The sequence below is a fragment of the Paraconexibacter sp. genome, from assembly GCF_059438195.1.
This window is the reverse complement of the sequence record NZ_JBLKKY010000032.1, coordinates 12,250-34,742: the sequence shown is the minus strand read 5'-3', so window position 1 is coordinate 34,742 and position 22,493 is coordinate 12,250. Positions and strand designations below refer to the sequence as shown.

The 22,493-nt window shown below is 74.5% G+C and carries 25 protein-coding genes and 1 tRNA gene; 14 read left to right on the top strand and 12 right to left on the bottom strand.

Annotated elements, in window-relative coordinates; all coding sequences use genetic code 11:
* Positions 1–9 precede the first annotated feature (9 nt).
* Both ACME2J_RS12295 and ACME2J_RS12290 read left to right on the top strand, forming a co-directional pair.
* Complete coding sequence (locus ACME2J_RS12295) at positions 10–1,188, top strand: fatty acid desaturase family protein (protein WP_495545207.1); 1,179 nt, start codon at positions 10–12, stop codon at positions 1,186–1,188.
* 86 nt (positions 1,189–1,274) lie between these two features.
* Positions 1,275–2,270 (top strand): glycoside hydrolase family 26 protein, encoded by a 996-nt coding sequence (locus ACME2J_RS12290; protein WP_495545206.1) that lies wholly within the window; start codon positions 1,275–1,277, stop codon positions 2,268–2,270.
* A 21-nt stretch (positions 2,271–2,291) separates the two neighbouring features.
* Here the strand turns inward: ACME2J_RS12290 and ACME2J_RS12285 are convergent, their stop codons facing one another.
* Positions 2,292–2,918, bottom strand: a complete 627-nt coding sequence (locus ACME2J_RS12285; protein ID WP_495545205.1) for a TetR/AcrR family transcriptional regulator — start codon at positions 2,916–2,918, stop codon at positions 2,292–2,294.
* Positions 2,919–2,931: 13 nt separating this feature from the next.
* Here ACME2J_RS12285 and ACME2J_RS12280 point away from each other — a divergent pair, with 13 nt between their 5' ends.
* Complete coding sequence (locus ACME2J_RS12280; RefSeq protein ID WP_495545204.1) at positions 2,932–3,561, top strand: YceI family protein; 630 nt, start codon at positions 2,932–2,934, stop codon at positions 3,559–3,561.
* A 2-nt stretch (positions 3,562–3,563) separates the two neighbouring features.
* The gene (locus ACME2J_RS12275; RefSeq protein ID WP_495545203.1) at positions 3,564–4,133 is read left to right on the top strand and encodes an NADPH-dependent FMN reductase; all 570 of its coding nucleotides are present in this window, start codon (positions 3,564–3,566) and stop codon (positions 4,131–4,133) included.
* Here ACME2J_RS12275 and ACME2J_RS12270 read toward each other — a convergent pair.
* Both ACME2J_RS12270 and ACME2J_RS12265 read right to left on the bottom strand, forming a co-directional pair.
* The gene (locus ACME2J_RS12270; RefSeq protein WP_495545202.1) at positions 4,120–5,130 is read right to left on the bottom strand and encodes an aldo/keto reductase; all 1,011 of its coding nucleotides are present in this window, start codon (positions 5,128–5,130) and stop codon (positions 4,120–4,122) included. The genes ACME2J_RS12275 and ACME2J_RS12270 overlap by 14 nt on opposite strands.
* Positions 5,131–5,179: 49 nt before the next feature.
* Positions 5,180–6,052, bottom strand: coding sequence for an adenylate/guanylate cyclase domain-containing protein (locus ACME2J_RS12265; RefSeq protein WP_495545201.1), 873 nt, complete (start codon positions 6,050–6,052; stop codon positions 5,180–5,182).
* A 91-nt stretch (positions 6,053–6,143) separates the two neighbouring features.
* Between ACME2J_RS12265 and pgsA the strand changes: the two genes are divergently transcribed.
* Positions 6,144–6,731 carry a CDP-diacylglycerol--glycerol-3-phosphate 3-phosphatidyltransferase gene (pgsA, locus tag ACME2J_RS12260; protein ID WP_495545200.1) on the top strand — a complete coding sequence of 196 codons (588 nt, stop codon included), beginning with the start codon at positions 6,144–6,146 and terminating at the stop codon, positions 6,729–6,731.
* A 50-nt stretch (positions 6,732–6,781) separates the two neighbouring features.
* Positions 6,782–7,192, top strand: a complete 411-nt coding sequence (locus ACME2J_RS12255) for a hypothetical protein (protein WP_495545199.1) — start codon at positions 6,782–6,784, stop codon at positions 7,190–7,192.
* A 1-nt stretch (position 7,193) separates the two neighbouring features.
* Here ACME2J_RS12255 and mptA read toward each other — a convergent pair whose 3' ends face one another.
* Positions 7,194–8,201 (bottom strand): GTP cyclohydrolase MptA, encoded by a 1,008-nt coding sequence (gene mptA, locus ACME2J_RS12250; RefSeq protein ID WP_495545198.1) that lies wholly within the window; start codon positions 8,199–8,201, stop codon positions 7,194–7,196.
* A gap of 279 nt (positions 8,202–8,480) precedes the next feature.
* Here mptA and rpoD point away from each other — a divergent pair, with 279 nt between their 5' ends.
* Positions 8,481–9,635: an RNA polymerase sigma factor RpoD gene (gene rpoD, locus ACME2J_RS12245; protein WP_495545197.1), complete on the top strand. Its 1,155-nt coding sequence runs from the start codon at positions 8,481–8,483 to the stop codon at positions 9,633–9,635.
* 57 nt (positions 9,636–9,692) lie between these two features.
* On the opposite strand, the gene ACME2J_RS12240 is transcribed toward rpoD, so the two are convergent.
* Entirely contained in the window at positions 9,693–10,391 is a 699-nt protein-coding gene (locus ACME2J_RS12240; RefSeq protein ID WP_495545196.1) for a DUF4389 domain-containing protein, read from the bottom strand.
* A 119-nt stretch (positions 10,392–10,510) separates the two neighbouring features.
* Here ACME2J_RS12240 and ACME2J_RS12235 point away from each other — a divergent pair, with 119 nt between their 5' ends.
* Together ACME2J_RS12235 and ACME2J_RS12230 are read left to right on the top strand one after the other, a co-directional pair.
* Positions 10,511–10,966, top strand: a complete 456-nt coding sequence (locus tag ACME2J_RS12235) for a group I intron-associated PD-(D/E)XK endonuclease (protein WP_495545195.1) — start codon at positions 10,511–10,513, stop codon at positions 10,964–10,966.
* Between the two features lie 13 nt (positions 10,967–10,979).
* Positions 10,980–11,061: transfer RNA gene (locus ACME2J_RS12230), tRNA-Tyr, on the top strand.
* A 56-nt stretch (positions 11,062–11,117) separates the two neighbouring features.
* On the opposite strand, the gene ACME2J_RS12225 is transcribed toward ACME2J_RS12230, so the two are convergent.
* Both ACME2J_RS12225 and ACME2J_RS12220 read right to left on the bottom strand, forming a co-directional pair.
* On the bottom strand, positions 11,118–12,020 hold the full coding sequence (locus tag ACME2J_RS12225) for a universal stress protein (RefSeq protein ID WP_495545194.1): 903 nt from the start codon (positions 12,018–12,020) through the stop codon (positions 11,118–11,120).
* Between the two features lie 91 nt (positions 12,021–12,111).
* Positions 12,112–12,993 carry a universal stress protein gene (locus ACME2J_RS12220; RefSeq protein ID WP_495545193.1) on the bottom strand — a complete coding sequence of 294 codons (882 nt, stop codon included), beginning with the start codon at positions 12,991–12,993 and terminating at the stop codon, positions 12,112–12,114.
* A 107-nt stretch (positions 12,994–13,100) separates the two neighbouring features.
* On the opposite strand from ACME2J_RS12220, the gene ACME2J_RS12215 reads away from it, so the two are divergent.
* From ACME2J_RS12215 to ACME2J_RS12205, 3 genes are read left to right on the top strand one after another with little or no spacing between them, the layout of a single operon-like run.
* A complete protein-coding gene (locus tag ACME2J_RS12215) occupies positions 13,101–13,703 on the top strand; it encodes a hypothetical protein (protein ID WP_495545192.1) in 603 nt (200 codons plus the stop codon).
* Positions 13,700–14,650: a flippase-like domain-containing protein gene (locus ACME2J_RS12210; RefSeq protein ID WP_495545191.1), complete on the top strand. Its 951-nt coding sequence runs from the start codon at positions 13,700–13,702 to the stop codon at positions 14,648–14,650. The genes ACME2J_RS12215 and ACME2J_RS12210 overlap by 4 nt, the downstream gene beginning before the upstream one ends.
* A 45-nt stretch (positions 14,651–14,695) precedes the next feature.
* Positions 14,696–15,877 carry an NAD(P)/FAD-dependent oxidoreductase gene (locus tag ACME2J_RS12205; protein WP_495545190.1) on the top strand — a complete coding sequence of 394 codons (1,182 nt, stop codon included), beginning with the start codon at positions 14,696–14,698 and terminating at the stop codon, positions 15,875–15,877.
* On the opposite strand, the gene ACME2J_RS12200 is transcribed toward ACME2J_RS12205, so the two are convergent.
* Together ACME2J_RS12200 and ACME2J_RS12195 are read right to left on the bottom strand one after the other, a co-directional pair.
* Positions 15,860–16,393, bottom strand: a complete 534-nt coding sequence (locus tag ACME2J_RS12200; RefSeq protein WP_495545189.1) for a GNAT family N-acetyltransferase — start codon at positions 16,391–16,393, stop codon at positions 15,860–15,862. The genes ACME2J_RS12205 and ACME2J_RS12200 overlap by 18 nt on opposite strands.
* A gap of 82 nt (positions 16,394–16,475) precedes the next feature.
* Positions 16,476–18,047: a GAF domain-containing sensor histidine kinase gene (locus ACME2J_RS12195; protein WP_495545188.1), complete on the bottom strand. Its 1,572-nt coding sequence runs from the start codon at positions 18,045–18,047 to the stop codon at positions 16,476–16,478.
* Between the two features lie 124 nt (positions 18,048–18,171).
* Here ACME2J_RS12195 and ACME2J_RS12190 point away from each other — a divergent pair, with 124 nt between their 5' ends.
* Positions 18,172–19,497 carry an acetyl-CoA hydrolase/transferase family protein gene (locus tag ACME2J_RS12190; RefSeq protein ID WP_495545187.1) on the top strand — a complete coding sequence of 442 codons (1,326 nt, stop codon included), beginning with the start codon at positions 18,172–18,174 and terminating at the stop codon, positions 19,495–19,497.
* On the opposite strand, the gene ACME2J_RS12185 is transcribed toward ACME2J_RS12190, so the two are convergent.
* The 3 genes from ACME2J_RS12185 to ACME2J_RS12175 all read right to left on the bottom strand — a co-directional run bounded on the left by ACME2J_RS12185 (position 19,457) and on the right by ACME2J_RS12175 (position 21,885).
* Positions 19,457–20,443: a zinc-dependent alcohol dehydrogenase family protein gene (locus tag ACME2J_RS12185; RefSeq protein WP_495545186.1), complete on the bottom strand. Its 987-nt coding sequence runs from the start codon at positions 20,441–20,443 to the stop codon at positions 19,457–19,459. The genes ACME2J_RS12190 and ACME2J_RS12185 overlap by 41 nt on opposite strands.
* A gap of 23 nt (positions 20,444–20,466) precedes the next feature.
* Positions 20,467–21,510, bottom strand: a complete 1,044-nt coding sequence (locus ACME2J_RS12180; protein ID WP_495545224.1) for an NAD(P)-dependent alcohol dehydrogenase — start codon at positions 21,508–21,510, stop codon at positions 20,467–20,469.
* A gap of 168 nt (positions 21,511–21,678) precedes the next feature.
* Entirely contained in the window at positions 21,679–21,885 is a 207-nt protein-coding gene (locus tag ACME2J_RS12175) for a DUF1918 domain-containing protein (RefSeq protein WP_495545185.1), read from the bottom strand.
* Positions 21,886–22,044: 159 nt separating this feature from the next.
* Between ACME2J_RS12175 and ACME2J_RS12170 the strand changes: the two genes are divergently transcribed.
* The gene (locus ACME2J_RS12170; protein ID WP_495545184.1) at positions 22,045–22,473 is read left to right on the top strand and encodes an Hsp20/alpha crystallin family protein; all 429 of its coding nucleotides are present in this window, start codon (positions 22,045–22,047) and stop codon (positions 22,471–22,473) included.
* Positions 22,474–22,493: the final 20 nt, after the last annotated feature.

The following is a 22,493-nucleotide window of genomic DNA, read 5'->3' as shown; positions in this document are numbered from 1 at the left end:
GCGACGGCGGTGCCGAGGCCGCTAGGGTCCGCGCCGCCCGCCGTCGGTCCGCACGCCCGACCCTTCCGGACGAGGAGCACTCCCATCCCGCCCACCGCCAGCCTCGACGAGGCACGTCCGTCCACGGCCTCCGCGCCGCCGCTGCTCGAGGACGAGCGCCTCGAGCAGCTCGCCCGCGACCTCGACGCGATCGCCGCCGACGTCCGCGCCGACCTCGGCGCGCGCGACCGCGCGTACATCCTGCGCGTCATCCGGGCGCAGCGGGTGCTCGAGCTCGCCGGCCGAGCGCTCCTCATCGGCTCCCGCAAGCGTCCCGCCGCGGTCGCCGGGACGGTCGCCCTGTCGCTCGCGAAGGTCCTCGAGAACATGGAGATCGGGCACAACGTCCTCCACGGTCAGTGGGACTGGATGAACGATCCGCACATCCACTCGACGACGTGGGAGTGGGACGCGGTCTCGACCGCGGCCTCGTGGAAGCACGCGCACAACTACCAGCACCACACGTTCACGAACGTGCTCGGGCTCGATCGCGATCTCGGCTACTCGGCCCTGCGCGTCGAGCCGGAGCAGCCGTGGCATCCCGTCTACCTCACGCAGCCCGTCTACTTCTTCCTCATGGCCCTCACGTTCGAGTGGGGGATCGCGCTCTACGACATGGAGCTCGACGCGGTGCGCCGCGGCGAGAAGTCGAAGGAGCAGGCGCGCGAGGAGGTCATGGGCCTGCTGCGCAAGGCGCGTGCCCAGGTCGTGAAGGACTACCTCGTCGGTCCCGCGCTGGCCGGGCGCAAGGGATGGAAGCGCGCGCTCGCCGGAAACCTCACGGCGAACGTCGCCCGCAGCGTCTGGGTTCACACGATCGTCTTCTGCGGCCATCTCCCGGAGGAGGCAGAGACCTTCACCGAGGACGAGTTCGCGGCCGAGTCGCGCGGGGGCTGGTACCGCCGTCAGCTCCTCGGCTCGTGCAACCTCGAGGGCGGCCGGCTCTTCCACCTGCTCACCGGCAACCTCTCGTTCCAGATCGAGCACCACCTCTTCCCCGATCTCCCGAGCAGCCGCTATGCGGAGATCGCCCCGCGGGTCCGCGAGGTGTGCGAGCGCCACGGCCTGCCGTACAACAGCGGCCGCCTCGGCCGGCAGTACCGCTCGGTCGTGAAGCAGGTCTTCCGGCTCGCGCTGCCGGGGGGCTGAAGCCGCGCGGGCGGGGCACTCCGCTCGACGCCGAGCCGGAGGAGATCTCACCCGCTTGACGCTCGGGGGTGCTCGACCCTCGAGGCATGCTCCTGACGCCGTGCACGGGCGCGCGCCGCCCGACGGCTCTCCTCGCGGCCGCCGTCTGCGTGCTCGCGGCGAGCCCGGTCGCCTCGGAGGCGGCGAGCGCGAAGGCCCTGCGCCTCGGCGTGACGACGCCGGCTCTCGCGCGGAACGTCTACGTGCCGTGGACGCGGGCGGACCTCGACGAGGTGCGGAGCTTCGCCCGCGCGGCCGACGGGCGCGTGCGCGTCGTCTCGTGGTTCGCCGACTGGGAGAACGGCCGCTTCGACCCGGAGCAGGCGCGAGCGGTGAGGGCCATGGGCGCGACCCCGAACATCACGTGGGAGCCGTGGGACGCTCTGTCGCCCGGGCTCGCGAACCAGCCCGAGTACCGGCTGCGGAAGATCATCGACGGCGACCACGACGCGACGATCCGCCGCTGGGCCCGGGCGATCGCGGAGTACGGCGGCCCCGTCCGCCTGCGGCTCGCGCACGAGATGAACGGCGACTGGTACCCGTGGGGCGAGGGGGCCAACGGGAACCGCGAGGGGGAGTTCGTCCGCATGTGGCGGCGCGTGCGGCGGATCTTCGAGAGGGAGGGGGCGACGAACGTGCGGTGGGTCTGGAGCCCCTTGGTCGGTCGGATCCCGCGGGACCTCTTCCCCGGGCGCTCCGAGGTCACGATCGTCGGCCTCTCCGGCTACAACGGCGGCGCCGTGACCTTCGGGAGGGAGTGGCGGCCGTTCGCCGACGTGTTCCGCGCGAGCATCGAGCGCCTCGAGGAGCTCGCGCCTGGCCGGCCGATCGAGATCTCGGAGGTCGGCAGCGCCGAGGAGGGCGGCAGCAAGAGCGGGTGGATCTACCGGATGTTCCGGTACCTACGTGACCGGCCCGAGGTGCGCACCCTCATCTGGTTCGACCTCGACAAGGAGGCCGACTGGCGGATCACGAGCTCGGCTGGAGCGCAGGAGGCGTTCCGCCGTGGGTACGCGCGGCTCCTGCGGGAAGCCGGGCGCTGAGGCGCCGCCGGCTCGTCGCGGTCAGGCCGGTCCGCCGCCCGCGGCGACGAGCGCGTCCACGTGGGCCCGCCAGCCGTCCGTGAGGCGCCGGACGTCCAGCCCGCGCTCGTCGCGCTGGTGGAGGAAGAGCTCGGGTGAGAGCGACGTGAAGAGGACGTCGGCGAAGTAGTCGGCATCGAGCGCGGGGGCCGCCTCGCGCAGGAGGACGGCGAGGTGCGTCCGGTAGAGCTGGGACGGCGGACTCGCCAGCCGCGCGCCCCGCGCCTGCCCGCTCTCGGCCGCGGCGAGGATCGGCGCGTGGGACGCGAGCAGCTCGAGGTACGCCGAGCCGAAGGCGCGCAGGCGCTCCGCGGCGCGCGCGCCCGGGCCGAGCGGCGGCGCTCCCCGGATGAGCTCGTCCTGGAAGGCGCCCTCCCGCTCGGAGACGAGCGTCCGCAGGAGGCCGGCGCGATCCCCGAAGCGCCGGAACAGCGTGCCCTTGCCGACGCAGGCGGCTTCGGCGATCCGGTCCATCGTCACGCCCTCGGGCCCGTGCTCGGCGACGAGGGCGGCGGCCGCGTCGAGGATCCGCTGGCGGTTGCGCGCGGCGTCGGCGCGCTCTCGCGGCCACGCGTGGGGTGCGGAGGGGAGGACGGGGAGGTCGGACACGTGGAGGCGGAGTGTGTCAAACGGACCGCAGTCCGTCTGTGCTATACATTCGGACCACAGTCCACTTACGTCACGAAGGAGCCCGTCATGTCCACCACCGCCCACGTCCCGTCCCTCTCCGCAGGCCTCACCGGCCGCTGGACCGTCGATCCCGTCCACTCCTCGATCGGCTTCTCGGTCGGGCATTCTCGTCGCGACCTTCCGCGCCGGCTTCGCCGACGTCACCGGCGGCTACGACGCCGACGCCGGCGTCCTCCGCGGCGCCGTGCCCGTCACCTCGATCGACGTCCGCCAGGACGATCTCCGCGCCCACCTCCTCTCGCCGGAGTTCTTCGGCGCCGAGGAGAACCCCGAGGTCGCGTTCGCCTCGACCGACATCCGCCGCGCCGCGGACGGCACCGCGGAGGTCTCGGGCGAGCTCACGATCCGCGGCGTCACGCGGCCGGTCGTCGCGGCCGGGACGATCGGCGAGCCCGGCCCGGATCTCGCGGGCGGGGAGGCGGTCGCGGTCGATCTCTCGACGACGATCGACCGTCGCGACTTCGGCCTCGACTGGAACGCCGAGCTGCCGGGCGGCCGCCTCGCGGTCGGCTGGGACGTCAGCGTCTCCGTCGCGCTCGAGCTCCACCGCGAGGAGGCGTGACCATGCGCATCCTCGCGATCGCCGGCAGCCTCCGCTCCGGCTCGCACAGCGGCCGGCTCCTCAGGGCTGCCGCCGCGGCGCTGCCGTCCCGCGCCGAGGTCGTCGCGTTCGACGGCCTCGCCGCGGTGCCGGCCTACGACGAGGACGCCGACGTCGCGGACGCGCCGCCCGCCGGCGTGCGCGCCCTCCGTGAGGCGATCGCGGACGCCGACGCGCTCCTCGTCGTCACGCCGGAGTACAACGGGTCCGTGCCCGGCGTCCTCAAGAACGCGATCGACTGGGCGTCGCGGCCGAGGGCGACGAGCGCGCTGGCGTCGCTGCCGGTCGCCGTCGTGTCCCACAGCGTCGGCCATTTCGGCGGGCTCTGGGCGGCAGAGGACCTCGTCCGCGTCCTGCGGATCGCCGGGGCGCGGCCTCTCGACGGCGCCGTCAGCGTGCCCGAGATCGACCGCGCGCTCGCCGGGGACGGGCTGAGCCTCGCGGACGGCGAGCTCGCCGGGCGCCTCGCGTCGCTCGGGGCCGCTCTCGCGGACGAGGCCTCCGAGCGGCAGCCCGCGCTCAGCGGCCGATGACGCTCATCCCCGGCTCGTCGTAGCGCTCCCCGCGTGGCGCGGGGAGCGCCGCGTCGAGCTCGCGCACCTCGTCGGGGCCGAGCCGCACCTCGAGCGCGCCGACGTTCTCGTCGAGGCGGTCCCGGTGGCGCGTGCCCGGGATCGGGACGACGTCGCCGTGGGCGGGCGGGGGCGGATCGGCCCGCGCGAGGACCCACGCGAGCGCGAGCTGGGCCGGGGTGCAGCGGTGACGCTCCGCGAAGCGCTCGACGACCTCGACGATCGCGAGGTTGCGGTCGAGGTTCCCCTCCGCGAACCGCGGCGAGTGGCGGCGGAAGTCGTCCTCGGAGAGGGCCTCGCGCGAGCGGAGGGCGCCGGTGAGGAAGCCGCGCCCGAGCGGCGAGTAGGGGACGATCGCGATCCCGAGCGCGCGGCACGCGGGGACGACCTCCTCCTCGATGTCGCGCGACCACAGCGACCACTCGCTCTGGAGCGCCGCGATCGGGTGGACGGCGGCCGCGCGGCGGATCGTCCCGGCGCCGGCCTCGCTGAGGCCGAGGTGTCGGACCTTCCCCTCCTTCACGAGCTCCGCCATCGCGCCGACCGTCTCCTCGATCGGCGTCTCGGGGTCGACGCGGTGCTGGTAGTAGAGATCGATGTGGTCGACGCCGAGGCGGCGCATCGACGCCTCGCAGCACGAGCGCACGTAGTCCGGGCTCCCGTCGATCCCGCGGCGCCGAGGGTCGGCCGCGTCGCGGACGATCCCGAACTTCGTCGCGAGGACGACCTCGTCGCGGCGGCCGGAGATCGCGCGGCCGACGAGCCGCTCGTTGTCGCCGTGGCCGTACATGTCCGCGGTGTCGAGGAGCGTGACGCCGATGTCGAGCGCGTGGTGGATCGTCGCGATCGCCTCGGACTCGTCGGTGGCGCCGTAGAACTCCGACATGCCCATGCAGCCGAGGCCGAGGGCGCCGACCTCCGGGCCGCCGGCGCCGAGCGTCCGTGTGGGGAGCGACATGGGCTCGGCGTACCCCGCCCGGCGCGGGCTCGAACCGGCGTGCCCGGCCTCACACGACGGCGACGTGGCGCGGCTCCGGCAGCCCGCGCAGGGCGACCGTCCTCCAGCGGGCGACCGTCGTGTCCCCGGGGAGCGCGGGGGCGTCGACGAGGATCTCGCCGGGCGCGGCGATCTCGACGAGCCGCGAGGCGAGGTTGACCGGCGTCCCGAACCAGTCGCCGGCGCGCCGGATGATGGGTCCGTGGGCGACGCCGCCGGCCGCGCGCAGGGCGGTCCGCGCGTCGAGCGTGTCGACCGCGTCGCGCGTCGCCGCGACGAGGCGCGCGCGATCCCGCGAGACGAGCATCATGCCGTCGCCGAGGAACTTGGCGGCCGACACCTCGTGGCGGGTCGCGACCTCGGCGCCGAGGAAGTAGAGGCCGTCGACGAGGTCCTCGATCTCCGTCGGCGAGCGCTCCAGCATGAACGCGGTCGACCCGCGGAGGTCGACGAGAGCGACCGCGGTCTCCGCGTCGGAGAGGCTGCGGCCGGTCTCGCTGTCGACGCCGTCGAGGCGCCGCCGCAGCAGCTGCTCGACGCGGTGGGCGTGGAAGGTGTTGAACGCGTCGCGCGCGAGCGGCACCACCTCGTCGAGCCAGTCGTCGAGCGCCGACTCGAGCTGCTCGGGCGGGACGTCGGCGAGGCGGCGTGCCCCCTGGTCGGCCTCGGCGGCGGCGATCCGCTCGACCCCGCGGCCGTAGGCCTGGATGAAGCTGATGAGGGTCCACTCGTCGATGCCTCCGGGGATGCGATCCGCGCGGCGGACGAAGTCGGCGAGGGCCGGCAGATCCTCCTCGGAGAGGATCCCCGTGCGCCGCACCATCGCGAGGATGTGCTCCTGGGTCGCGGAGAGCGAGTCGGTCGCACCGGCGTCGTCGTCCATCTGTCCGCAAGCCTCTCATGACCGGCCCCACGCCGCACGCGCGCGCGAGGCGGGGGTAACTCCGGGTACCTCGTGGTGATAGGACAGCGAGGTGTTCCCGGTCAACCTGCCCAACGTCCTCACCGTCGTGAGGATCCTGCTGGTCCCCGCGCTCGTCGTCGCGCTCCTCCTCGAGACCGATCGCGGAGACGTCATCGCGGCCGGGGTGTTCGCGCTCGCCTCCTTCACCGACATGATGGACGGCTACATCGCGCGGGCCCGCGGGCAGATCACGACCTTCGGGAAGCTCATGGACCCGGTGGCGGACAAGCTCCTCATCATCGCCGCGCTCGTCACCCTCGTCTCGCTCGACCGCCTCGAGGCGTGGGTCGCGATGGTCATCATCGCCCGGGAGTTCGCCGTGACCGCGACGAGGATGGCGGCGACGCAGCAGGGCGTCGTCATCGCGTCGAACTGGTGGGGCAAGGCGAAGACGATCGTGCAGGTGCAGGCGATCTTCTTCCTCATCGCGATGGGCTCGCCGACGCCCCTCTGGGTCGACCTCTGGGTGTATGCCGCCGTCGGGATCACCGTCGTGAGCGGCGTCGACTACTTCTTCGGGCTCCGCCGCCGCCTCGAGGAGGCCGAGCGGCGCCTCGACGGCAGGCCCGGACCGCCGGCACCGCCCGAGCGCGCCTGACCGACGGGGAGCGCGCCCGCCGGCGCCGGGGCTCGGATACGGTCGGCGTCGTGCGCGGATCGATCGCCCTCGTCCTCCTCGCGGTCTCCGCGACGATCGTGGTGCTCGTCATCGCGATCGTCCGGACCCACGACGACGTCCCCGCCGACCTGCGGACGTGCATCGAGAACTCCGACGGGCAGTACGTGCTCGGCCCCGACGTCCTCGGTCCTCTCCGCGCGGACCTCGCGAACGGGGCCGGGCCCCGCCTCGTCGAGGACGTCCGGATCGGCGGGAACGACGCCCGGCTCTACGAGGGGACGGGCTACCGGCTCCTCATCATGGCGGGCCGCGGGAGCGACCCGCTCGACGCGGAGGCCCCGCGGCGAGCGTTCGAGGACGCGGCGTCCTACAGCGTCGTCGCGATCGAGCGCGATCCGGTGCAGGGGGCGCTCTCGGCGTGCGCCGAGGTGACGGGCTGACTCACCGGGGGCGGGACGGCGCGTCGATCCACTCGCGCATCGACGTGTGGTGCGGGAGGTGCTCGCCCGTCCGGATCTCGTCGCGCAGCTCGCCGAGGAGGCCGAAGCGCTCGGCGACGACGTTGTGCTGGTGGATCGTCTCGAGGTTCTCCTGGCGCGCGGAGACGAAGACCTCCGCCGGGAGCTCGCCGTAGCGGTCGACGACGCCGCGGATCATCTCGCGGACGCAGTCCTCGACGAACCGGGGGCGGCGGTGGGCCTTCTCGACGACGGAGCCCTCGTCGCTGCGCTTCATGAGCTCGTAGATCTCCGAGCTCATCGACTCCTCGACGATCGCGACGAGGTCGGTCGCCTCGATCTCGACGTCGAGGTGCTCAGGGAGGCCGAGGTGGAGCGTCCCCAGCCCGCGCTGGTTGTGGGTCGCGACGGGGACGGCCTCGAAGATCCGCGCGATCTCGCCGTCGTCGAAGCCGTCCGCCTCCAGGCGCTCGCGGGCGGAGGCGGCGACGAGGCCCTGGGCGCACGGGCAGGCGGTCATGCCCTGGGCGGCGACCCCGACGAGTCGGCGCGTCCCGTGCTCGCTCGCGACCGCCGACCCGTAGAGCGTGTAGATCTCCTGCGTGGGGATCCCGGAGACCGGGGCGGGCTTCTCCTCCGGGTAGCGGGCCGCGATCGTCACGTCGGCGCGCAGGGCGTCCTGCCGCTCGCGGACGCGCTCGGCGATGCGCTGCGCGAGGGTCTCGGCGCGGAACGCGGAGTCGCCGAGGATCACCTCGCCGATGGCGTCGTTGACGACCTCCTCGAAGCGGCTCATGTGCGCGCCCTTCTGCTTCGGGCCGAGGTCGACGAAGCACTCGAGGGTCGCCGAGAAGAGCTGGATCTCCCCGCCGCGGTCGATCCGGATGATCTTCTCGACGCCGGTCACGCCGACGCGCGACAGGCTGACGTGGAGCGTCGGCCGCTCGTTCTGGACGTCGGGGCTTGAGAGGTGGAGGCTCGAGGGTTCCATGCGTTCTCCGAGGGTAATGGCTGCGACCCGCGCCCACGGGACGGACCGCGCGAGCGCGACGTGGGTCGTCGATGAGGCGCGACTCCCCGCGAGGGCTGTGGTATCACTCAGGGCATCGGCTCGATGCCACCCCACCTACGTGTCGGGGACGAAGAAGGCTCAGCCCCTCGCGGCAGACGTCGCGGCCCGCACCACGGTGCACCAAGCTGAACAGCAATGCAGAAGAGCCCGGCCACCAGGGGGACGGCTGGGCGACGATGCCGACAGCGAGGATGAGGGTTGAGTACGAAGACGGAAGGTCTGCTGGCGGACGAGGCGCCGATCCACGAGCTGGATGAGCTGAAGCCGCTCATCGCGGAGGGGCAGGAGAAGGGTCTCCTCACCTTCGAACAGATCGCGGAGCGTCTCGAAGAAGTCGAGGTCTCCAAGGAGCAGGTCCTCGAGCTGCACCAGTGGCTCGAGGAGCACGGCGTCGCCGTCGTCGGGAGCGACGGCAAGCTCGCGACCAGCGAGCACGGGAAGGTGGAGGCGGCCGCCGAGGCGCGCCGCGAGCAGCAGGAGGCGGCGCAGGCCGCCCAGAAGAAGCCGCAGATCGACCTCACGGTCGAGCCGAGCCTCGACAGCCTGAGGCTCTACCTGCGGTCGATCGGGCGCGTGTCGCTCCTCACCGCCGAGCAGGAGGTCTCGCTCGCGAAGCGGATCGAGCGCGGCGACATGGACGCCAAGCAGCAGATGGTCGAGGCGAACCTGCGCCTCGTCGTGTCCATCGCGAAGGGCTACCTCGGCCGCGGGCTGTCGTTCCTCGACCTCATCCAGGAGGGCTCGCTCGGGCTCATCCGGGCGGTCGAGAAGTTCGACTACCGGCGCGGCTACAAGTTCTCGACGTACGCGACGTGGTGGATCCGCCAGGCGGTCACCCGTGCGATCGCGGACAAGGGGCGGACGATCCGCATCCCGGTCCACATGGTCGAGAAGCTCAACAAGGTCGTGCACGTCGAGCGTCAGCTCGTCCAGGCGCTCGGCCGCGAGCCCTCGCCCGAGGAGATCGCCTCCGAGCTCGAGTGCACGCCGCGCGAGGTGCGCGACATCCTGCGCATGAGCCAGCAGCCGATCTCGCTCGAGAAGCCGATCGGCGAGGAGGAGGAGTCCGAGCTCGGCGACTTCGTCGAGGACCAGACCGCCGAGTCGCCCTTCGAGCTTGCGAGCGAGAACCTCCGCAAGGAGAACGTCCATCGGGCGCTCGCCGCGCTGCCGCAGCGGGAGCGCGAGGTCATCGAGATGCGCTTCGGCCTCACCGGCGGTCGTCCGCGCACGCTCGAGGAGGTCGGCCGCGCGTTCAACGTCACGCGCGAGCGGATCCGCCAGATCGAGAACCACACCCTGAAGAAGCTCGAGTCGCTGCCCGAGGCGCAGCGGCTCCGGGACGCGTCCTAGCGTCGACGGCGCGGGTCGGCGACATCGCCGACCCGCGTCGCAGCGCACGCACGAGGGTCAGGCGCCGTCCGGCGTCGCGCGGCCCTCGCCGCCGACGACGAGCGTCGCGGGATCCTTGGCGCCCTGGTCGAGCCGGAAGGGCGGGTACTCGTCGGTCATGAGCGCGACGTACGCGCCGACGCGCACGACCCAGCGGTCGAGGCCGAGGATGAGGTCGAACAGCGCGCTCGGGTAGCGGCCGGTGAAGAGGAGGAAGCCGCCGGCGATGAGGACGAGCAGCGAGATGAGCCCGCCGCCGGCGGCCTCCTCGCCGAGCCCGAGGATCACCCATGCGCCGCCGCCGGTGAGCACGCCGATGACGAGGAGGTGCGGGAGGGCGAGCAGCCACTTCACGAGCACGAGCCCGCGGGAGAGCTCGCCGGGCCGCTCGATGTGGAGCTGGGCGGGGTAGTCGGGCTCCTCGTCGAGGCTGAACGGCGGGTACTCGTCGGTGCCGAGCGCCCCGTAGGTGTAGAAGCCGACGCGCCACGACCAGCGCAGCACCCCGAGGTTGAAGTCGAAGAGCGACTGCGGGTAGCGGCCGGTGAAGAGGATCGCGAAGAACGCGCCGATGCTCGCGCCGACGACGCCGATCCACAGGAACGCGAGGACGATGAAGTGCGGGAGCGCGAGGAGCCACTTCACGAGCCACAGCCAGCGGCTGAGCGAGGGATCGCGGCGGGCCTCGAGCCGGACGGGGGAGAGGACGTGTTGCATGGCGTGAAGGCTCCTCTTCGCGGGCCGGCCCGTCGTCGGGGACGAGCCGAAGAGCGGCTGCGGCAAACCCGGGGGGCCGACCGCACGTCCGTCCGCTGACGAACATATGTTCCCCCCTCGTGATCTCTCCGCGGGAACAGGGCTCGCTGGGCGAGCTGTCGGCGATGGAGTGGTTCGGGCGCCAGGGCTGGCAGGTGTACTTCCCGGTGACCCACGGCCCGGACGCCGACCTCGTCGTCACCCGCGGCGACGTGGTGCGGCGCGTGCAGGTGAAGACGTCGCGCGTGTTCCGCAAGGGGCGGTACGAGGTGACCCTGTGCACGCGCGGCGGGAACCGCAGCTGGAGCGGCACGACGACGATGTTCGCCCCGAACCGCTGTGATCTGCTCTTCGTGCTCGTCTCCGACGGGCGCCGGTGGTGCATCCCATCAGGCGCAGTCGAGGCGGGCCAGGGGATCCGCCTCGGCGGACCGAAGTACGCAGCGTACGAGGTCGATCCCGGTCTCCCTTTCGCGCTCGGGAGCGGCCGGCCTGACGGGTCTGACACGGCTGCCGGTGACGGCCTCGCGCTATAGTCCGCGATCCCCTGGCGGGGTACCGAAGCGGTCAAACGGGAGCGGCTGTAAACCGCTTGGCTCTGCCTTCGCAGGTTCGAATCCTGCCCCCGCCACTCACGACACGGCCCGCCTTCCCGGCGGGCCGTCGTCGTTCGGGGCCAGGCCTGCGTCAGCTCCCTGCCGGCGCAGGGGCCGCGGCGGGCTCCTCGGCCTCGTTCTCACGATCGGGGCTGCCCGCCGGCCGCGGGACGACGAGGACGGGGCACGCGGCGTCGTGCAGGAGGCCGTCACCGGTGCTCCCGAGGACGAGACGCCGGACGGGCCCGTAGCCGCGCGAGCCGACGACGAGCAGGTCGAGGTCCTCGGAGAACGCGCGAAGCTCCTCGACGGGCGCACCGACGACAGCGCGGCCGGCGCCGACGCCGAGGCCCTGCAGCCTCGCCCGCGCCTCGCCCAGCTCACGGTCGACGACCTCCTCCCAGGAGGGGTCGGCGAGCACGAACGGCCCGGGGGCGGTCGGGCCGGTGAGGTGGCGCACGACGGTCATGGCGGTGAGCGTCGCGCCGGCGTTCGCCGCGATCGCCCGGGCTGTCTCGAGCGCCGGGGTCGCGTCGTCCGCGGCGTGCCACGCGACTCCGACGCGGCCGAGCGGCCGGGCGGCCCCGGCCCATCCCGCGGGAGCCACGGCGACCGAGTACGGAGCGTGATGGAGGGCGGAGCGGACGTCGTCGCCGAGGAGGACGCGGCCAGGGCGCGCTCGGCCGCCGGACCCGAGCACGAGGACGTCGGCGCCCTCGTCGACGGCGAGCTCGTGGAGCCCGCGTGCGACCGATGTCGTGCCCCGGTCGACGAGCTCCGCCTCGACGCCTGCGCGCTCACGCTCGCTCTCGAGCGTCGAGCGACACGCGGCGGCGGCCTCGTCCGGGTAGGACGTGAACGTGAGGAGGTGGCTCGAGAGCCACACGCCGGCGAGGACGAGGCGCCCGCCCGGGGGCGTGAGCTGCGCGGCGAGGGCGATCGCGTCGCGGCCGCCCGGGCGGCCGTCGACGCCGGCGAGGATCGTGGTGGGCATGCGTCGATCGTCGCGGTCCTCGGCTCCCCGCGCCTCCGCACTCATGCCGCCTGCGCGTGAGGGTTTTCCCGCACGGCCGCGTGCGACGCGCTCACGACGTGTCGTCGCCCGCCGTGCGCGGGACGACGACGACCGAGCAGGGCGCGTGATGGACGACGTGCCGGCCGGTCGAGCCGAGCAGCACGCGCCGCACCGGCCCGTAGCCGCGCGACCCGCAGACCACGAGGTCGGCGTCGCTCGCCGCCTCGACGATGGCGTGGCCGATCGGGGGGCCGGGGGTCCGCGCCGCGCCGACGATCTCGTCGTCGAGCTCGTCGAGCGCGCGCGTCGCCGTCCGCAGCGCCCGTCGCATCACCTCGTCCGCGGGCTCGAGCGGGATGCCGGCGAGCGCGGCGGTGCCGATCGGCACCGGCGGGTCGTGGACGGTGATGACGTCGACGACCGCCCGGAGGTCGCGGGCGAGACGGCGCGCGAGCTCGAGGGCGCCCTCGGCCTCGGGGCCGCCGTCGTACGCGAGGGCGATCCGCCGGATCGCACCGGGGCCGGACGCGAAGCCGGGAGCAGCGATCGCGACGGGGCACGGTCCCCCGTGGACGAGCCTGTCGGCGACGGTGCCGAGCACCGCGAGCGCCGCCCCCGCGTGCCGGCTCGGCCCGACGACCACCATCGCGGCGTCGTCGGCCTCCGCCATGTCGTGGAAGACGCGGGCGGGAGAGTCCGACTCGACGACCGCCAGGTCCTCGTCGCGCCGCAGGCTCCTGCGCACCCTCCCGAGCCTCTCGTGCGCCGTCCGGCGTGCGGTCTCGAGGCGCTCCTCGTCACCGAAGAGCAGGTGCGGCGCGGGCGGCTCCTCGACGTGGACGACGCGCCGGCGACATCCCTCGCCCCCGTCCGTGAGGGCACGGCCCAGCGCGAGCGCGTCCGCTCCCCGGTCCGTGCCGTCGTGAGCGACGAGCTGCAGCGGGAGGGGCATGCCAGGACCCTAGGCGCACGACCGGATCCCGTCCTCCGTAGACGGCCGTAGGAGGACCGCGCCCGTCTGCGGATGGCGCGCCGCCGCGTTGCGCGGACGATGCGCCCATGACGGCGATCGCGCTGCCCACCGACACGCCCGCCGCGCGGGCGCCCCTCATCGAGAGCGCCGCGCTTTGCCCGGCGGTCGCGACCGAGCAGCACCTCGACGTCGCCGCCTCCGCCGGTGAGCTCTGGGATGCGCTCTGGCGCGCCGACCTCCTCTCGGGGCGCCTCGGACGGTGGCTCGTCGCTGCGGCGATGATGCCCGAGCGGGTGGCGGCGCGCCGCCGCGGCGACCCGTCGCCGGCCCGGGGCGCGGCGACCCTCGGCGTCCTCGCCGAGGGCGAGACGCCGTGGATCCCTCTGCCCGGCCGCCCCGGCCACGAGGTCGTCTTCGGGCTCCTCTGGCGGCCCCCGGTCGGGGGCGACGTCGTCGGTCCCGACGAGTTCGACGGCTTCGCCGCCCGCGGCATCGCGAAGGTGCTCTGGGGCTTCGAGGTGCTCCGTCTCGACGCGCGCCGCTCGCACCTCGTCTGCCGGACGCGCACGACGCCGCTCGACGACGTCGCGCGGCGCCGGCTCGCCGCGGTGTGGCCGCTCATCGGGCCCCTTGCGGCGCTCGCGCGCCGGGACATGATGGCCGCCGTCCGTCGAGCGGCCGAGGGGTGAGATCCCCGAGGGCGGCGGCACGGTCCGCCGCGCTCCTCGTCCCCGCGGTCATCCTCGTCTACCTCGTGGTGCCCGGGCTGCTCGGCTCCACCGACGCCCTCGCCGACGCCGACCTCCTCTGGATCGCCGCCGCCGCCCCGCTCGAGCTGCCGTCGTTCGCCGCCTACGCCGCGCTCTTCGGGGCGGTGTTCCGCCCGCTGAGCCACCGCATCGACCGCGGCGCGTCGTGGACGATCACGCTCGCCGGGGTCGCCGCGACCCGGCTCCTCAACGCGGGCGGCGCGGGTGGCCTCGTCCTCACCGGCTGGACGCTCCACACGGCCGGCATCGCGCGGCGCCTCGTCGTCCGGCATCTCGTCGCGTTCATGACGATCCTCTACGCGCCGTACGTCCTCGCCGTCGTCGCCGTCGGCGCCGGCCTCGCGGCCGGCCTCCTCCCCGGTCCCGCGCCGCTCGGGATGACGCTCGTCCCCGCCGCGATCGGCGGGGTCATCGTCGCCCTCGCGGTCCTCCTCGCCGCGACCCGCCGGACGCCGCTCGCCCCGGGGCTGCGGACCGCCGCAGTGATCGCGCGGGACCGCCCGCGCACGGTCGCGCTCGCGGCGACCTGGTGGGCGACGGACGCCGCGGTGCTCTTCTGCTGCCTGCAGGCGGTCGGGGCCGACCCGCCGCTCGCCGGGCTCGTCGTCGCCTACTTCGTCGGCATGACCGGCAACCTCCTCCCGCTCCCCGGCGGCGCGGGCGGCGTCGAGGGCGGGATGGTCCTCGCCCTTCTCGCCTTCGGCGTCCCCGCCGATCTGGCCCTCGCGGGGGTCCTCGCCTACCGCGTCTTCAACTTCTGGCTTCCCACGCTGGCGGGTGCGCTCGCCTCCGCGCGGCTCGCCCGCCTCATCGACGCGTGGCGGACCGAGGCCCGGACTGCGGACTTGCCGCAGGCGGTCCCGTGACCCGCGCGGACGACGCATCGCGCCGCTGGACCTACCGTCATCACCATGCCTCACGACCCTCTTCGCGTCGTCATCGCCGGTGCCGGCGTCGCGGGCCTCGAGACCGCGCTGGGTCTCCGTGCCCTCGCCGGCGACCGGGTCGAGACGACGCTCATCGATACCGCGACGACGTTCAGCGTGCGCGCGATGTCGGTCGCCGAGCCGTTCCTCGAGTCGAGGCGCACGACGATGCCCGTCGAGCAGATCCTCGCCGAGGCGGGCGCCCTCCACATCAGCGACATGCTCGCCGCGGTCGAGCCGCGGGAGCGCACCGTGACGACGACCGGCGGCGCCGCCTACGAGTACGACGCCCTCGTGCTCGCCGTCGGCGCGCAGGAGACCGCTCCCTTCTCCGACATCGTCACGTTCCGCCCCGAGGACCTCGGCCCGGTCCGCGAGATCGTCGACGGGGTCCGCTCGGGCGAGATCGGCCGCGTGGCCGTCGTCGTCCCCGACGAGCACGTGTGGCCCATGCCCGGCTACGAGCTCGCTCTCCTCCTCGCCCGCGAGGGCGCGGGCGTCACCCTCGTCGCGCCGGAGCCGGCGCCGCTGCGCGTCTTCGGACCCGAGGCGTCGAAGGCGGTCGGGCGTCTCCTCGACGAGGCCGGCATCGAGACCCTCCTCGGAGGGTGGCCGGCCGCGAACCGCTTCCGCGTGAGCTCGGGCGTCAGGACCGTCGAGGTCGACGCCGTCGTCGCGCTCCCCGCGCTGCGTCCCCGCGAGATCCCGGGCATCCCGGGGGACCGGACCGGCTGGCTGCCGGTCGATGCGCACGGTCGCGTCGCCGGGTTCGACGACGTCTTCGCCGCCGGCGACGTCACCGCGCGGACCCTCAAGCAGGGCGGTCTCGCTGCGCAGCAGGCCGACGCGGTCGTCGAGGCGATCGCCGCCCGGGTGCATCCCGAGCTGCGGCCGTGGCCCTATACCCCCGTGCTTCGCGGCTGGCTCCTCACCGGGGACCACGACCTCTGGATCCGCACGGGACCGGACGCCGCGCTCGTCTCCGACCACTGCCTGTGGTGGCCGCAGACGAAGATCGCGGGCCGCTGGCTCTCCCCCTGGCTCGACGCGCGCGACGGCGGCCAGCTGCCGTCCCCGCCGCGAGCCGGGATGGGGCTCGAGGTCCGCTTCGATCCGCCGGCCGTGCCGCGCGAGCCCGAGATCCTCGCCTCACCGTTCGTCCGCTGATCCCGCGGCGCCGTCGGGCGCCGCGCGGCGGGCGAGGATGTCCGCGGGGTGGAGCTCGACCTCGACGAAGTCCTCGAAGCGGGCGTCGTGCGTCGACCCGGCGTGGTGGAGGACGTCGAGCATCTCGCGGTTCCCCGGGAGGACGTCGGCGACGAGGACGGGGATCCCCGCGTCGACCGCCCACTGCGCGAGCTCGTGCAGGAGCGCGGTGCCGAGACCGATGCCGTGGAGGTCGTCGGCGACCGCGAAGGCCACCTCGGCGAACTCGTCGTCCCTCGGGACGCCGACACCGTGGGCGACCACGACGCCGGCGCGCTCGGCGACGAGCCCGCGGGCCCCCTCGGGCGGGTGTGCGGCCCAGCGGCCGGCAGCGCGGGCGTCCGCGCCGCCGCTGAAGAAGCGGCGGTGGCGGTTCTCCGCGCTCAGCCCCGCGAAGAGGCCGATGAGAACGTCGTCGTCGCCGTCGCGGACGGGGCGGATCATGGCCTCCGAGCCGTCGAGGAGCGTGACGGTCATGAGGTCCGGCGGCGGTCTCGCATCGCGTGACGCATCGCGGCGTCGATGATCGCACGGGCCGCAGCGCGGCGGTCGCGGGTGCTCACACCGCCCAGCGGGCGGGGATCTCGGCGCGCAGGGTCGTGCCTGCTCCGCCGGTCTCGATGCGCAGGCGCCCGCCGAGAAGCTCGAGGCGCTCGCGCATCCCGAGGAGGCCGAAGCCGTCGGCGCGACCTCCCGGGTCGAAGCCCCGGCCGTCGTCGGCGATCTCGATCGAGAGACGGCCGCCGTCGCCGCGGACGACGACGCGCACCGTCGTCGCCTCCGCGTGGCGGGCGACGTTCGTGAGCGCTTCCTGCACGATCCGGAACACGGCCGCCTCGGCGTCGGGGCGGTGATCACCCTCCTCGCGATCGCAGGAGGTGGGGAGGTCGACGTCGAGCTCGCCGACGACGCCGGCGCGACCCTCGACGCGCCGCACCAGGGTCGCGAGCGCCGCCTCGAGGCCGATCGCGTCGAGATCGGGTGGCCGGAAGTCCGAGAGGAGCCGGCGCAGGCCGTCGGCCTGCTGGACCGTGTGGCTCATCGCACGCTCGAGCGCCGACCTCGCCGCGGGGTCGCTCGTGACGCGGTGCGCGTCGGCGAGCTCGATGCCGAGGACGGCGAGCTCCTGCAGCGTGTCGTCGTGCAGCTCCCGCGCCCAGCGGGCGCGCTCGCGCTCCTCGGCGCGGACGACCGCGCGGACGCGCTCGTCGGCCGCGCTGCTCGCGGTGGCGACCGCGATGGCGGCGCTCGCGGCGAACGCGACGAGGAGCTCGCGGTGCGCCGCGGTGAACGGCTTCTCGCCGTCGAGGTCGATCGCGGCGAGCACGCCGAGCGCCCTCCCGCGGCAGAGAAGGGGCACGATGAGCGCGCTCATGGTGTCCGGGGCGGAGAGCGCGCTCTGCAGCGGCGCGAGTCGCGGATCGCCCGCGTCGAGCCTCATGGGGCGGCGTCGCCGCAGGACGGTCTCGGCGGTCGTGTCGGCGAGCGCGCGGCGCGCGCCGACGGAGATCTCGTGGTGCTCGCCGGAGGCGGCCGCGACGACGAGGTCGGTGCCCTCGACGAGCGAGATGACGACGACCTGGGCGCCCACGAGGTCGCGGGCGCGATCCGCCGTGAGCTCGAGGACCGCGGCGAGGTCGGCTGCCTCGCCGATCGCCCTCGCGATGTCGGTCGTCCCTTCGAGCGCCGCGGCGGCGTCCTCGAGGGCCCGCCGGCGGCGCTCGCTCTCGGCGAGCCGCTCGGCGTTGGCGAGGGCCAGGGCGGCCCAGTCGGCGAGCGTCGCGGCGGTCTCCTCGTCGGGGATGTCGAACCCGCCGTCCTCTCGACCGGAGAGCACGAGGGTCGCCCACGGCACGCCGTCGACCCGGATGGGGACGCGCAGGCACGTCCGCATGCGCGAGCGCTCGACGAGGAAGGGACCCGCGGGACGGTCCTTCGGGGCCTCGACACGCGCGTCACCCGCGCCGGTGAGCCGGCGCGCGGCGTCGAGGAGCGCGCGGACGATCTCGTCGGGGTCGCGCCGCGCGGCGATGTCGCGCGCGGCGCGCATGACGGCGGCAGAGCGGTGCTCGTCCAGGAGCGGCGATGGGAGTGGTGTCGGCGCGGGGGACATCGCGTTGCAGGGGGCCACGTGTGCACGCTCGCAGGCGCTGCCGCGGTGGTCATCGGGGGAAGCCCCTTCTCGGGTGCGGGCTTTCCGCAGCGCTCTCGCGCCCGTCGGCGCTCGCCGACGCTCCCCGGTAGCGTCGAGGGTGATGCCGACGCCGCGCCCGGAGGGTCGACCGGAGGACGTCCTCGAGCTCGTCCGACCCGACGACGACCTCGTCGTCGGGATGGCGAACGGCGAGCCGGTCGCGGTCCTCGATGCGCTCGAGGAGGCCGCGGACGGGCTCTCGGGGGTTCGCATCCACCAGATGCACGCGCTGCGGCCGCGGCCGTCGATCGAGGGCGAGCTGCCGGGGCTGCGGCACGTGAGCCTCTTCCTCTCCGAGGCGACGCGGCCCGCGTATCACGCGGGCCGGTGCGAGTTCCTCCCCGCGAACTTCTCCGAGGTGCCCGAGGTGCTGCGCCGCCACACGCGCTGCTCGCTCCTCCTCGCCGCGGCGAGCCCGCCCGACGCGGACGGCTGGTGCACCCTCGGGACGAACGCCGAGTACGTCGCCGCCCTTCTCGGGGAGGCGCCGATCTTCCTGGAGGTGAACGCGCAGATGCCGCGGACCGCGGGACGGCACCACCGCATCCACCTCTCCGACGTCGCGGGCTGGTGCTCCACCGATCGGCCGCTCGTCGTGCACTCGCGTCCCGTCCCTCACGACCGCGATCACGCGATCGCCGCCGCGATCGCCGAGCGCATCCCGGACGAGGCGACGATCCAGGTCGGGATCGGCGCGCTCCCCGAAGCCGTGCTCGCCGCCCTCCGCGGCCACCGCGACCTCGCCGTCCACACCGAGCTCGTCTCGGACGGGATCATGGAGCTCATCGAGCGGGGCGTCGTCACCGGGGCTCGGCGCCGACTGCGCCCGGGGAGGGCCACGGCCACCTTCGCCCTCGGGAGCGACGCCCTGCTGGGTTGGCTCCACGAGAACCCGGTCGTCGAGCTGGAGCCGGTCGACTGGGTGAACGACCCGCGCACGATCGCCGAGGAGCCCGGTGTCGTCTCGATCAACGCCACCACCGAGGTCGACCTGTACGGGCAGTGCGCCTCCGAGACGATCGGCGGCCGGCCGTGGTCGGGGACCGGTGGCCAGGCGGACTTCGCTCGCGGCGCGATGTGGTCCCCGGGCGGGGAGGCGTTCGTCGTCCTGCACAGCACGACGAGCGGCGGGTTCAGCCGCATCCGCCCGACGCTCACGCCCGGGTCGGTCGTCACGACGGCGAAGAACGCCGTCGACCACGTCGTCACCGAGCACGGCGTCGCGACGCTGCGCGGCCGGACGCTGAGCGACCGCGCGAGGAGCCTCATCGCGATCGCCGCGCCCGAGCACCGCGACGACCTCGAGCGCGAGGCGCGGGCGCGCGGGCTCCTCCGGCCGCCCGGCGTCAGCCTCGGGCCGCGGTTCCCGGATCCTCGTCCACGGTGACGACCGCGGCGCCGGTGAGGCGGCCGGCACGGAGGTCGTCGAGCCCGCCCGCCGCCTCCTCGAGCCGGTACGTCGTCACGGTCGTGCGGACCGGCACGCGCGGGGCGATGTCGAGGAAGTCGCGTCCGTCCGCGAACGTGAGGTTCGCCACCGAGCGGATCGTCCGCTCGCCCCACAGCAGCTCGTAGCGGAACGAGGGGATGTCGCTCATGTGGATCCCCCCGCAGACGACGACGCCGCCGGGGCGGATGTCGCGCAGCGCCTGCGGGACGAGCGCTCCCTCCGGCGCGAAGATGATGACCGCGTCGAGCTCCTCCGGAGGACGCGCCCCGGCGTCGCCGGCCCACTCGGCGCCGAGCTCGCGGGCGAACGACTGCGCGAGATCGTCCCCCGGTCGCGTGACGGCGAAGACCCGCCGTCCCTCCCATGCGGCGACCTGGGCGAGGATGTGCGCCGCCGCGCCGAAGCCGTAGAGGCCGAGCCGCTCGGCGTCGCCGCACATCCGCAGCGCCCGGTGGCCGATGAGCCCCGCGCAGAGGAGGGGCGCGGCCTGCGCGTCGGGGTAGCCCTCCGGGATCGGGAGACACGCGCGCTCGTCGGCGACCATCCACTCGGCGAGCCCCCCGTCGACGTCGCGCCCGGTGAAGCGCGCCTGCGGGCAGAGGTTCTCCTCGCCGCGGCGGCACGCGGCGCAGTGCCCGCACACCCAGCCCAGCCACGGCACGCCGACGCGTGCGTCCTCCCCCTCGCGGGTCGCGACGACCTGATGGCCGAGGATGCGCGGCGGCGACGGGACGGTCACCTCGCCGTCGAGGAGATGGAGGTCGGTCCGGCAGAGGCCGCAGGCGCGGACGCGGAGCAGCACCTCGCCGGGGCCCGGCGTCGGCTGTGGGACCTCCGCGACGCGGAGCGGGCGGCCGGGCCCGTCGAAGAGGACGGCGCGCATGGGGGCAGGATCCCGGAGAAGCCCTACGTCCCGCTCGGGCAGACGACCGCGCGCCCCTGCACCTCTCCGCGCCGGAGCTTCTCGTAGACCGCGACGGCCTCCCCGAGCGGATGCCGCTCGGTCTCGGCGTGGATGTGCCCGCGGCGCGCGAGGTCGAGGACCTCCATGAGCTCGATCGCGCTCCCCCAGTACGTCGTCGCGATCGCGCACTCGTAGGGCTGGCTGAAGAACGACACCGGGAACGTGCCGCCGGCGAGGCCGACGAGCGCGATGTCGCCCTCCGGGCGGCCGCACGCGGCGGCGAGCGCGAGCGTCTCGTCGGCGCCGACGATGTCGAGCACGACCTCCGCGCCGCGACCTCCCGTCGCCTCGAGGATCTCGGCCGCCGCGTCGCCGTCGGTCCCGACGGTGAGGTCCGCGCCGACGCGCTCGGCGAGAGCGCGCTTCGCCGGGTCGCGATCGACGCCGATGACCTGCGCCGAGCACACCGCCTTGAGGATCTGGACCGCCATGTGGCCGAGGCCGCCGAGACCGATGACGAGCGCCGAGCTGCCCGGGAGGAGCTTGGGGAGCGAGCGGCGCACCGCGTGGTAGGGCGTGAGCGCCGCGTCCGTGAGCGGGGCGGCGTCGCGCGGGTCGAGGTCGGCGAGCGGGACGAGGAGACGGGACGACGGGACGAGCATCCACTCGGCCATGCCGCCGTCGAGCCCGAGGCCGCCGCCCATCGCGGGCAGCTCGGAGGCGTGCTCGCAGTAGTTCTCGCTGGAGCGTCGGCAGGAGGCGCAGCGCCCGCAGCCCCACGGGCCGTAGACGGCGACGGCGTCGCCGACCGCGAAGCCGCTCACCCCGGCGCCGAGCTCGGCGACCCAGCCGGCGTTCTCGTGGCCGAGCGTCCACGGGGGGTCGATGGGCAGCGTGCCCTCCGGCCAGTCGAGGAGGTGGAGGTCCGAGTGGCAGGCGCCGGCGCCGCCGACGCGCAGGAGCACCTCACCGGGGCCCGGCCGCGGCACGGGGGCCTCGACGAGCTGCGGCGGCTCCTGCCAGCCGACGAGCCGCAGCGCGGACATCGTGCGGTCCGCGGGCGGGTCGAGCTGGACGTCGGGGCGGGCGTCGGTCGTCGTCATGCCCGCAGCTTCGCGTCGCACGACCCGGCCGTCGACCGCAGACCCCCCGGAACGGGGTCGCGGAGAGTCCGCAGCGCGGCGTGGCGCGTGCACGCGGCCCTGCCGCCCGCGTCAGCCCGCGGCCGGCAGGTGGGCCTGGACGCGCCGCGCATGGCACGAGGGGACGTGGATCGTCTCGTGCTCCTCGTCCCAGAGGACCCGGTAGCGGGGGTGGGCGGCGGACCCGAGCTCCTCCAGGACGAGCCCGCGACGCGGCGGCCCGTCGGTGGCGGGCTCCTCGATCCAGTCGCCTGCGCGGAACGTCGACCCCTGGGACATGCGGCGAGGATCCCGGCTGCACGGGTCGCGCGGAACCGCGACCGGCGCGGATCGACCTGCGGGAGATCACGGACCGTGTCGGCGCGCGACTGCTGATGCGCCAGGCGGGGCGCAGGGGCGACGCTCGCGGCCCGTCCCCCTCCCGGAAAGGACCTCGCCATGGCCTCCACCACCATCGCCCCGCGTCGCGCCTCGCGTCCCGAGCGCTTCGGCCCGTTCGACCGCATGATCGACGACCTCTTCGGCCGCGTCCCCTCGGGGCTCGGCGAGATGGACGTCGTCCAGGGCGAGGACGGGCTCACGATCCGCGCCGACATGCCGGGCATCCCGGCCGACGAGATCGCCGTCGAGATCGACCGCGGCATCCTCACGATCAGCGGCTCGCACGAGGAGTCCGAGGAGAAGGAGGAGGAGCGCTTCGTCCGTCGCGAGCGGCGTTCCCGCCACTTCCAGCGGTCCGTCACCCTCCCGGCCGGCGCCGATCCCGAGGCGATCTCGGCGCACCACAAGGACGGCGTGCTCGAGGTGAAGGTGCCCGTGGCGCCCGCCGGCTCCCAGGCCCGGAAGATCACGCCGACGACCGAGTGACACCCCGATCAGCGGGCGCG

Excerpts from the sequence above, each read along its gene's own strand:
- ACME2J_RS12275 (WP_495545203.1), top strand. The coding sequence starts at position 3,564 with ATGCGCATCCTCGCGATCGCCGGCAGCCTCCGCTCCGGCTCGCACAGC.
- ACME2J_RS12205 (WP_495545190.1), top strand. The coding sequence starts at position 14,696 with ATGCCTCACGACCCTCTTCGCGTCGTCATCGCCGGTGCCGGCGTCGCG.
- ACME2J_RS12180 (WP_495545224.1), bottom strand. The coding sequence starts at position 21,510 with ATGTCCGCGCTGCGGCTCGTCGGCTGGCAGGAGCCGCCGCAGCTCGTC.
- ACME2J_RS12200 (WP_495545189.1), bottom strand. The coding sequence starts at position 16,393 with ATGACCGTCACGCTCCTCGACGGCTCGGAGGCCATGATCCGCCCCGTC.
- ACME2J_RS12185 (WP_495545186.1), bottom strand. The coding sequence starts at position 20,443 with ATGCGCGCCGTCCTCTTCGACGGGCCCGGCCGCCCGCTCCGCGTCGCG.
- ACME2J_RS12265 (WP_495545201.1), bottom strand. The coding sequence starts at position 6,052 with ATGGACGACGACGCCGGTGCGACCGACTCGCTCTCCGCGACCCAGGAG.
- ACME2J_RS12170 (WP_495545184.1), top strand. The coding sequence starts at position 22,045 with ATGGCCTCCACCACCATCGCCCCGCGTCGCGCCTCGCGTCCCGAGCGC.
- ACME2J_RS12190 (WP_495545187.1), top strand. The coding sequence starts at position 18,172 with ATGCCGACGCCGCGCCCGGAGGGTCGACCGGAGGACGTCCTCGAGCTC.
- ACME2J_RS12225 (WP_495545194.1), bottom strand. The coding sequence starts at position 12,020 with ATGCCCACCACGATCCTCGCCGGCGTCGACGGCCGCCCGGGCGGCCGC.
- ACME2J_RS12220 (WP_495545193.1), bottom strand. The coding sequence starts at position 12,993 with ATGCCCCTCCCGCTGCAGCTCGTCGCTCACGACGGCACGGACCGGGGA.
- ACME2J_RS12290 (WP_495545206.1), top strand. The coding sequence starts at position 1,275 with ATGCTCCTGACGCCGTGCACGGGCGCGCGCCGCCCGACGGCTCTCCTC.
- mptA (WP_495545198.1), bottom strand. The coding sequence starts at position 8,201 with ATGGAACCCTCGAGCCTCCACCTCTCAAGCCCCGACGTCCAGAACGAG.
- ACME2J_RS12270 (WP_495545202.1), bottom strand. The coding sequence starts at position 5,130 with ATGTCGCTCCCCACACGGACGCTCGGCGCCGGCGGCCCGGAGGTCGGC.
- ACME2J_RS12175 (WP_495545185.1), bottom strand. The coding sequence starts at position 21,885 with ATGTCCCAGGGGTCGACGTTCCGCGCAGGCGACTGGATCGAGGAGCCC.
- ACME2J_RS12240 (WP_495545196.1), bottom strand. The coding sequence starts at position 10,391 with ATGCAACACGTCCTCTCCCCCGTCCGGCTCGAGGCCCGCCGCGATCCC.
- ACME2J_RS12215 (WP_495545192.1), top strand. The coding sequence starts at position 13,101 with ATGACGGCGATCGCGCTGCCCACCGACACGCCCGCCGCGCGGGCGCCC.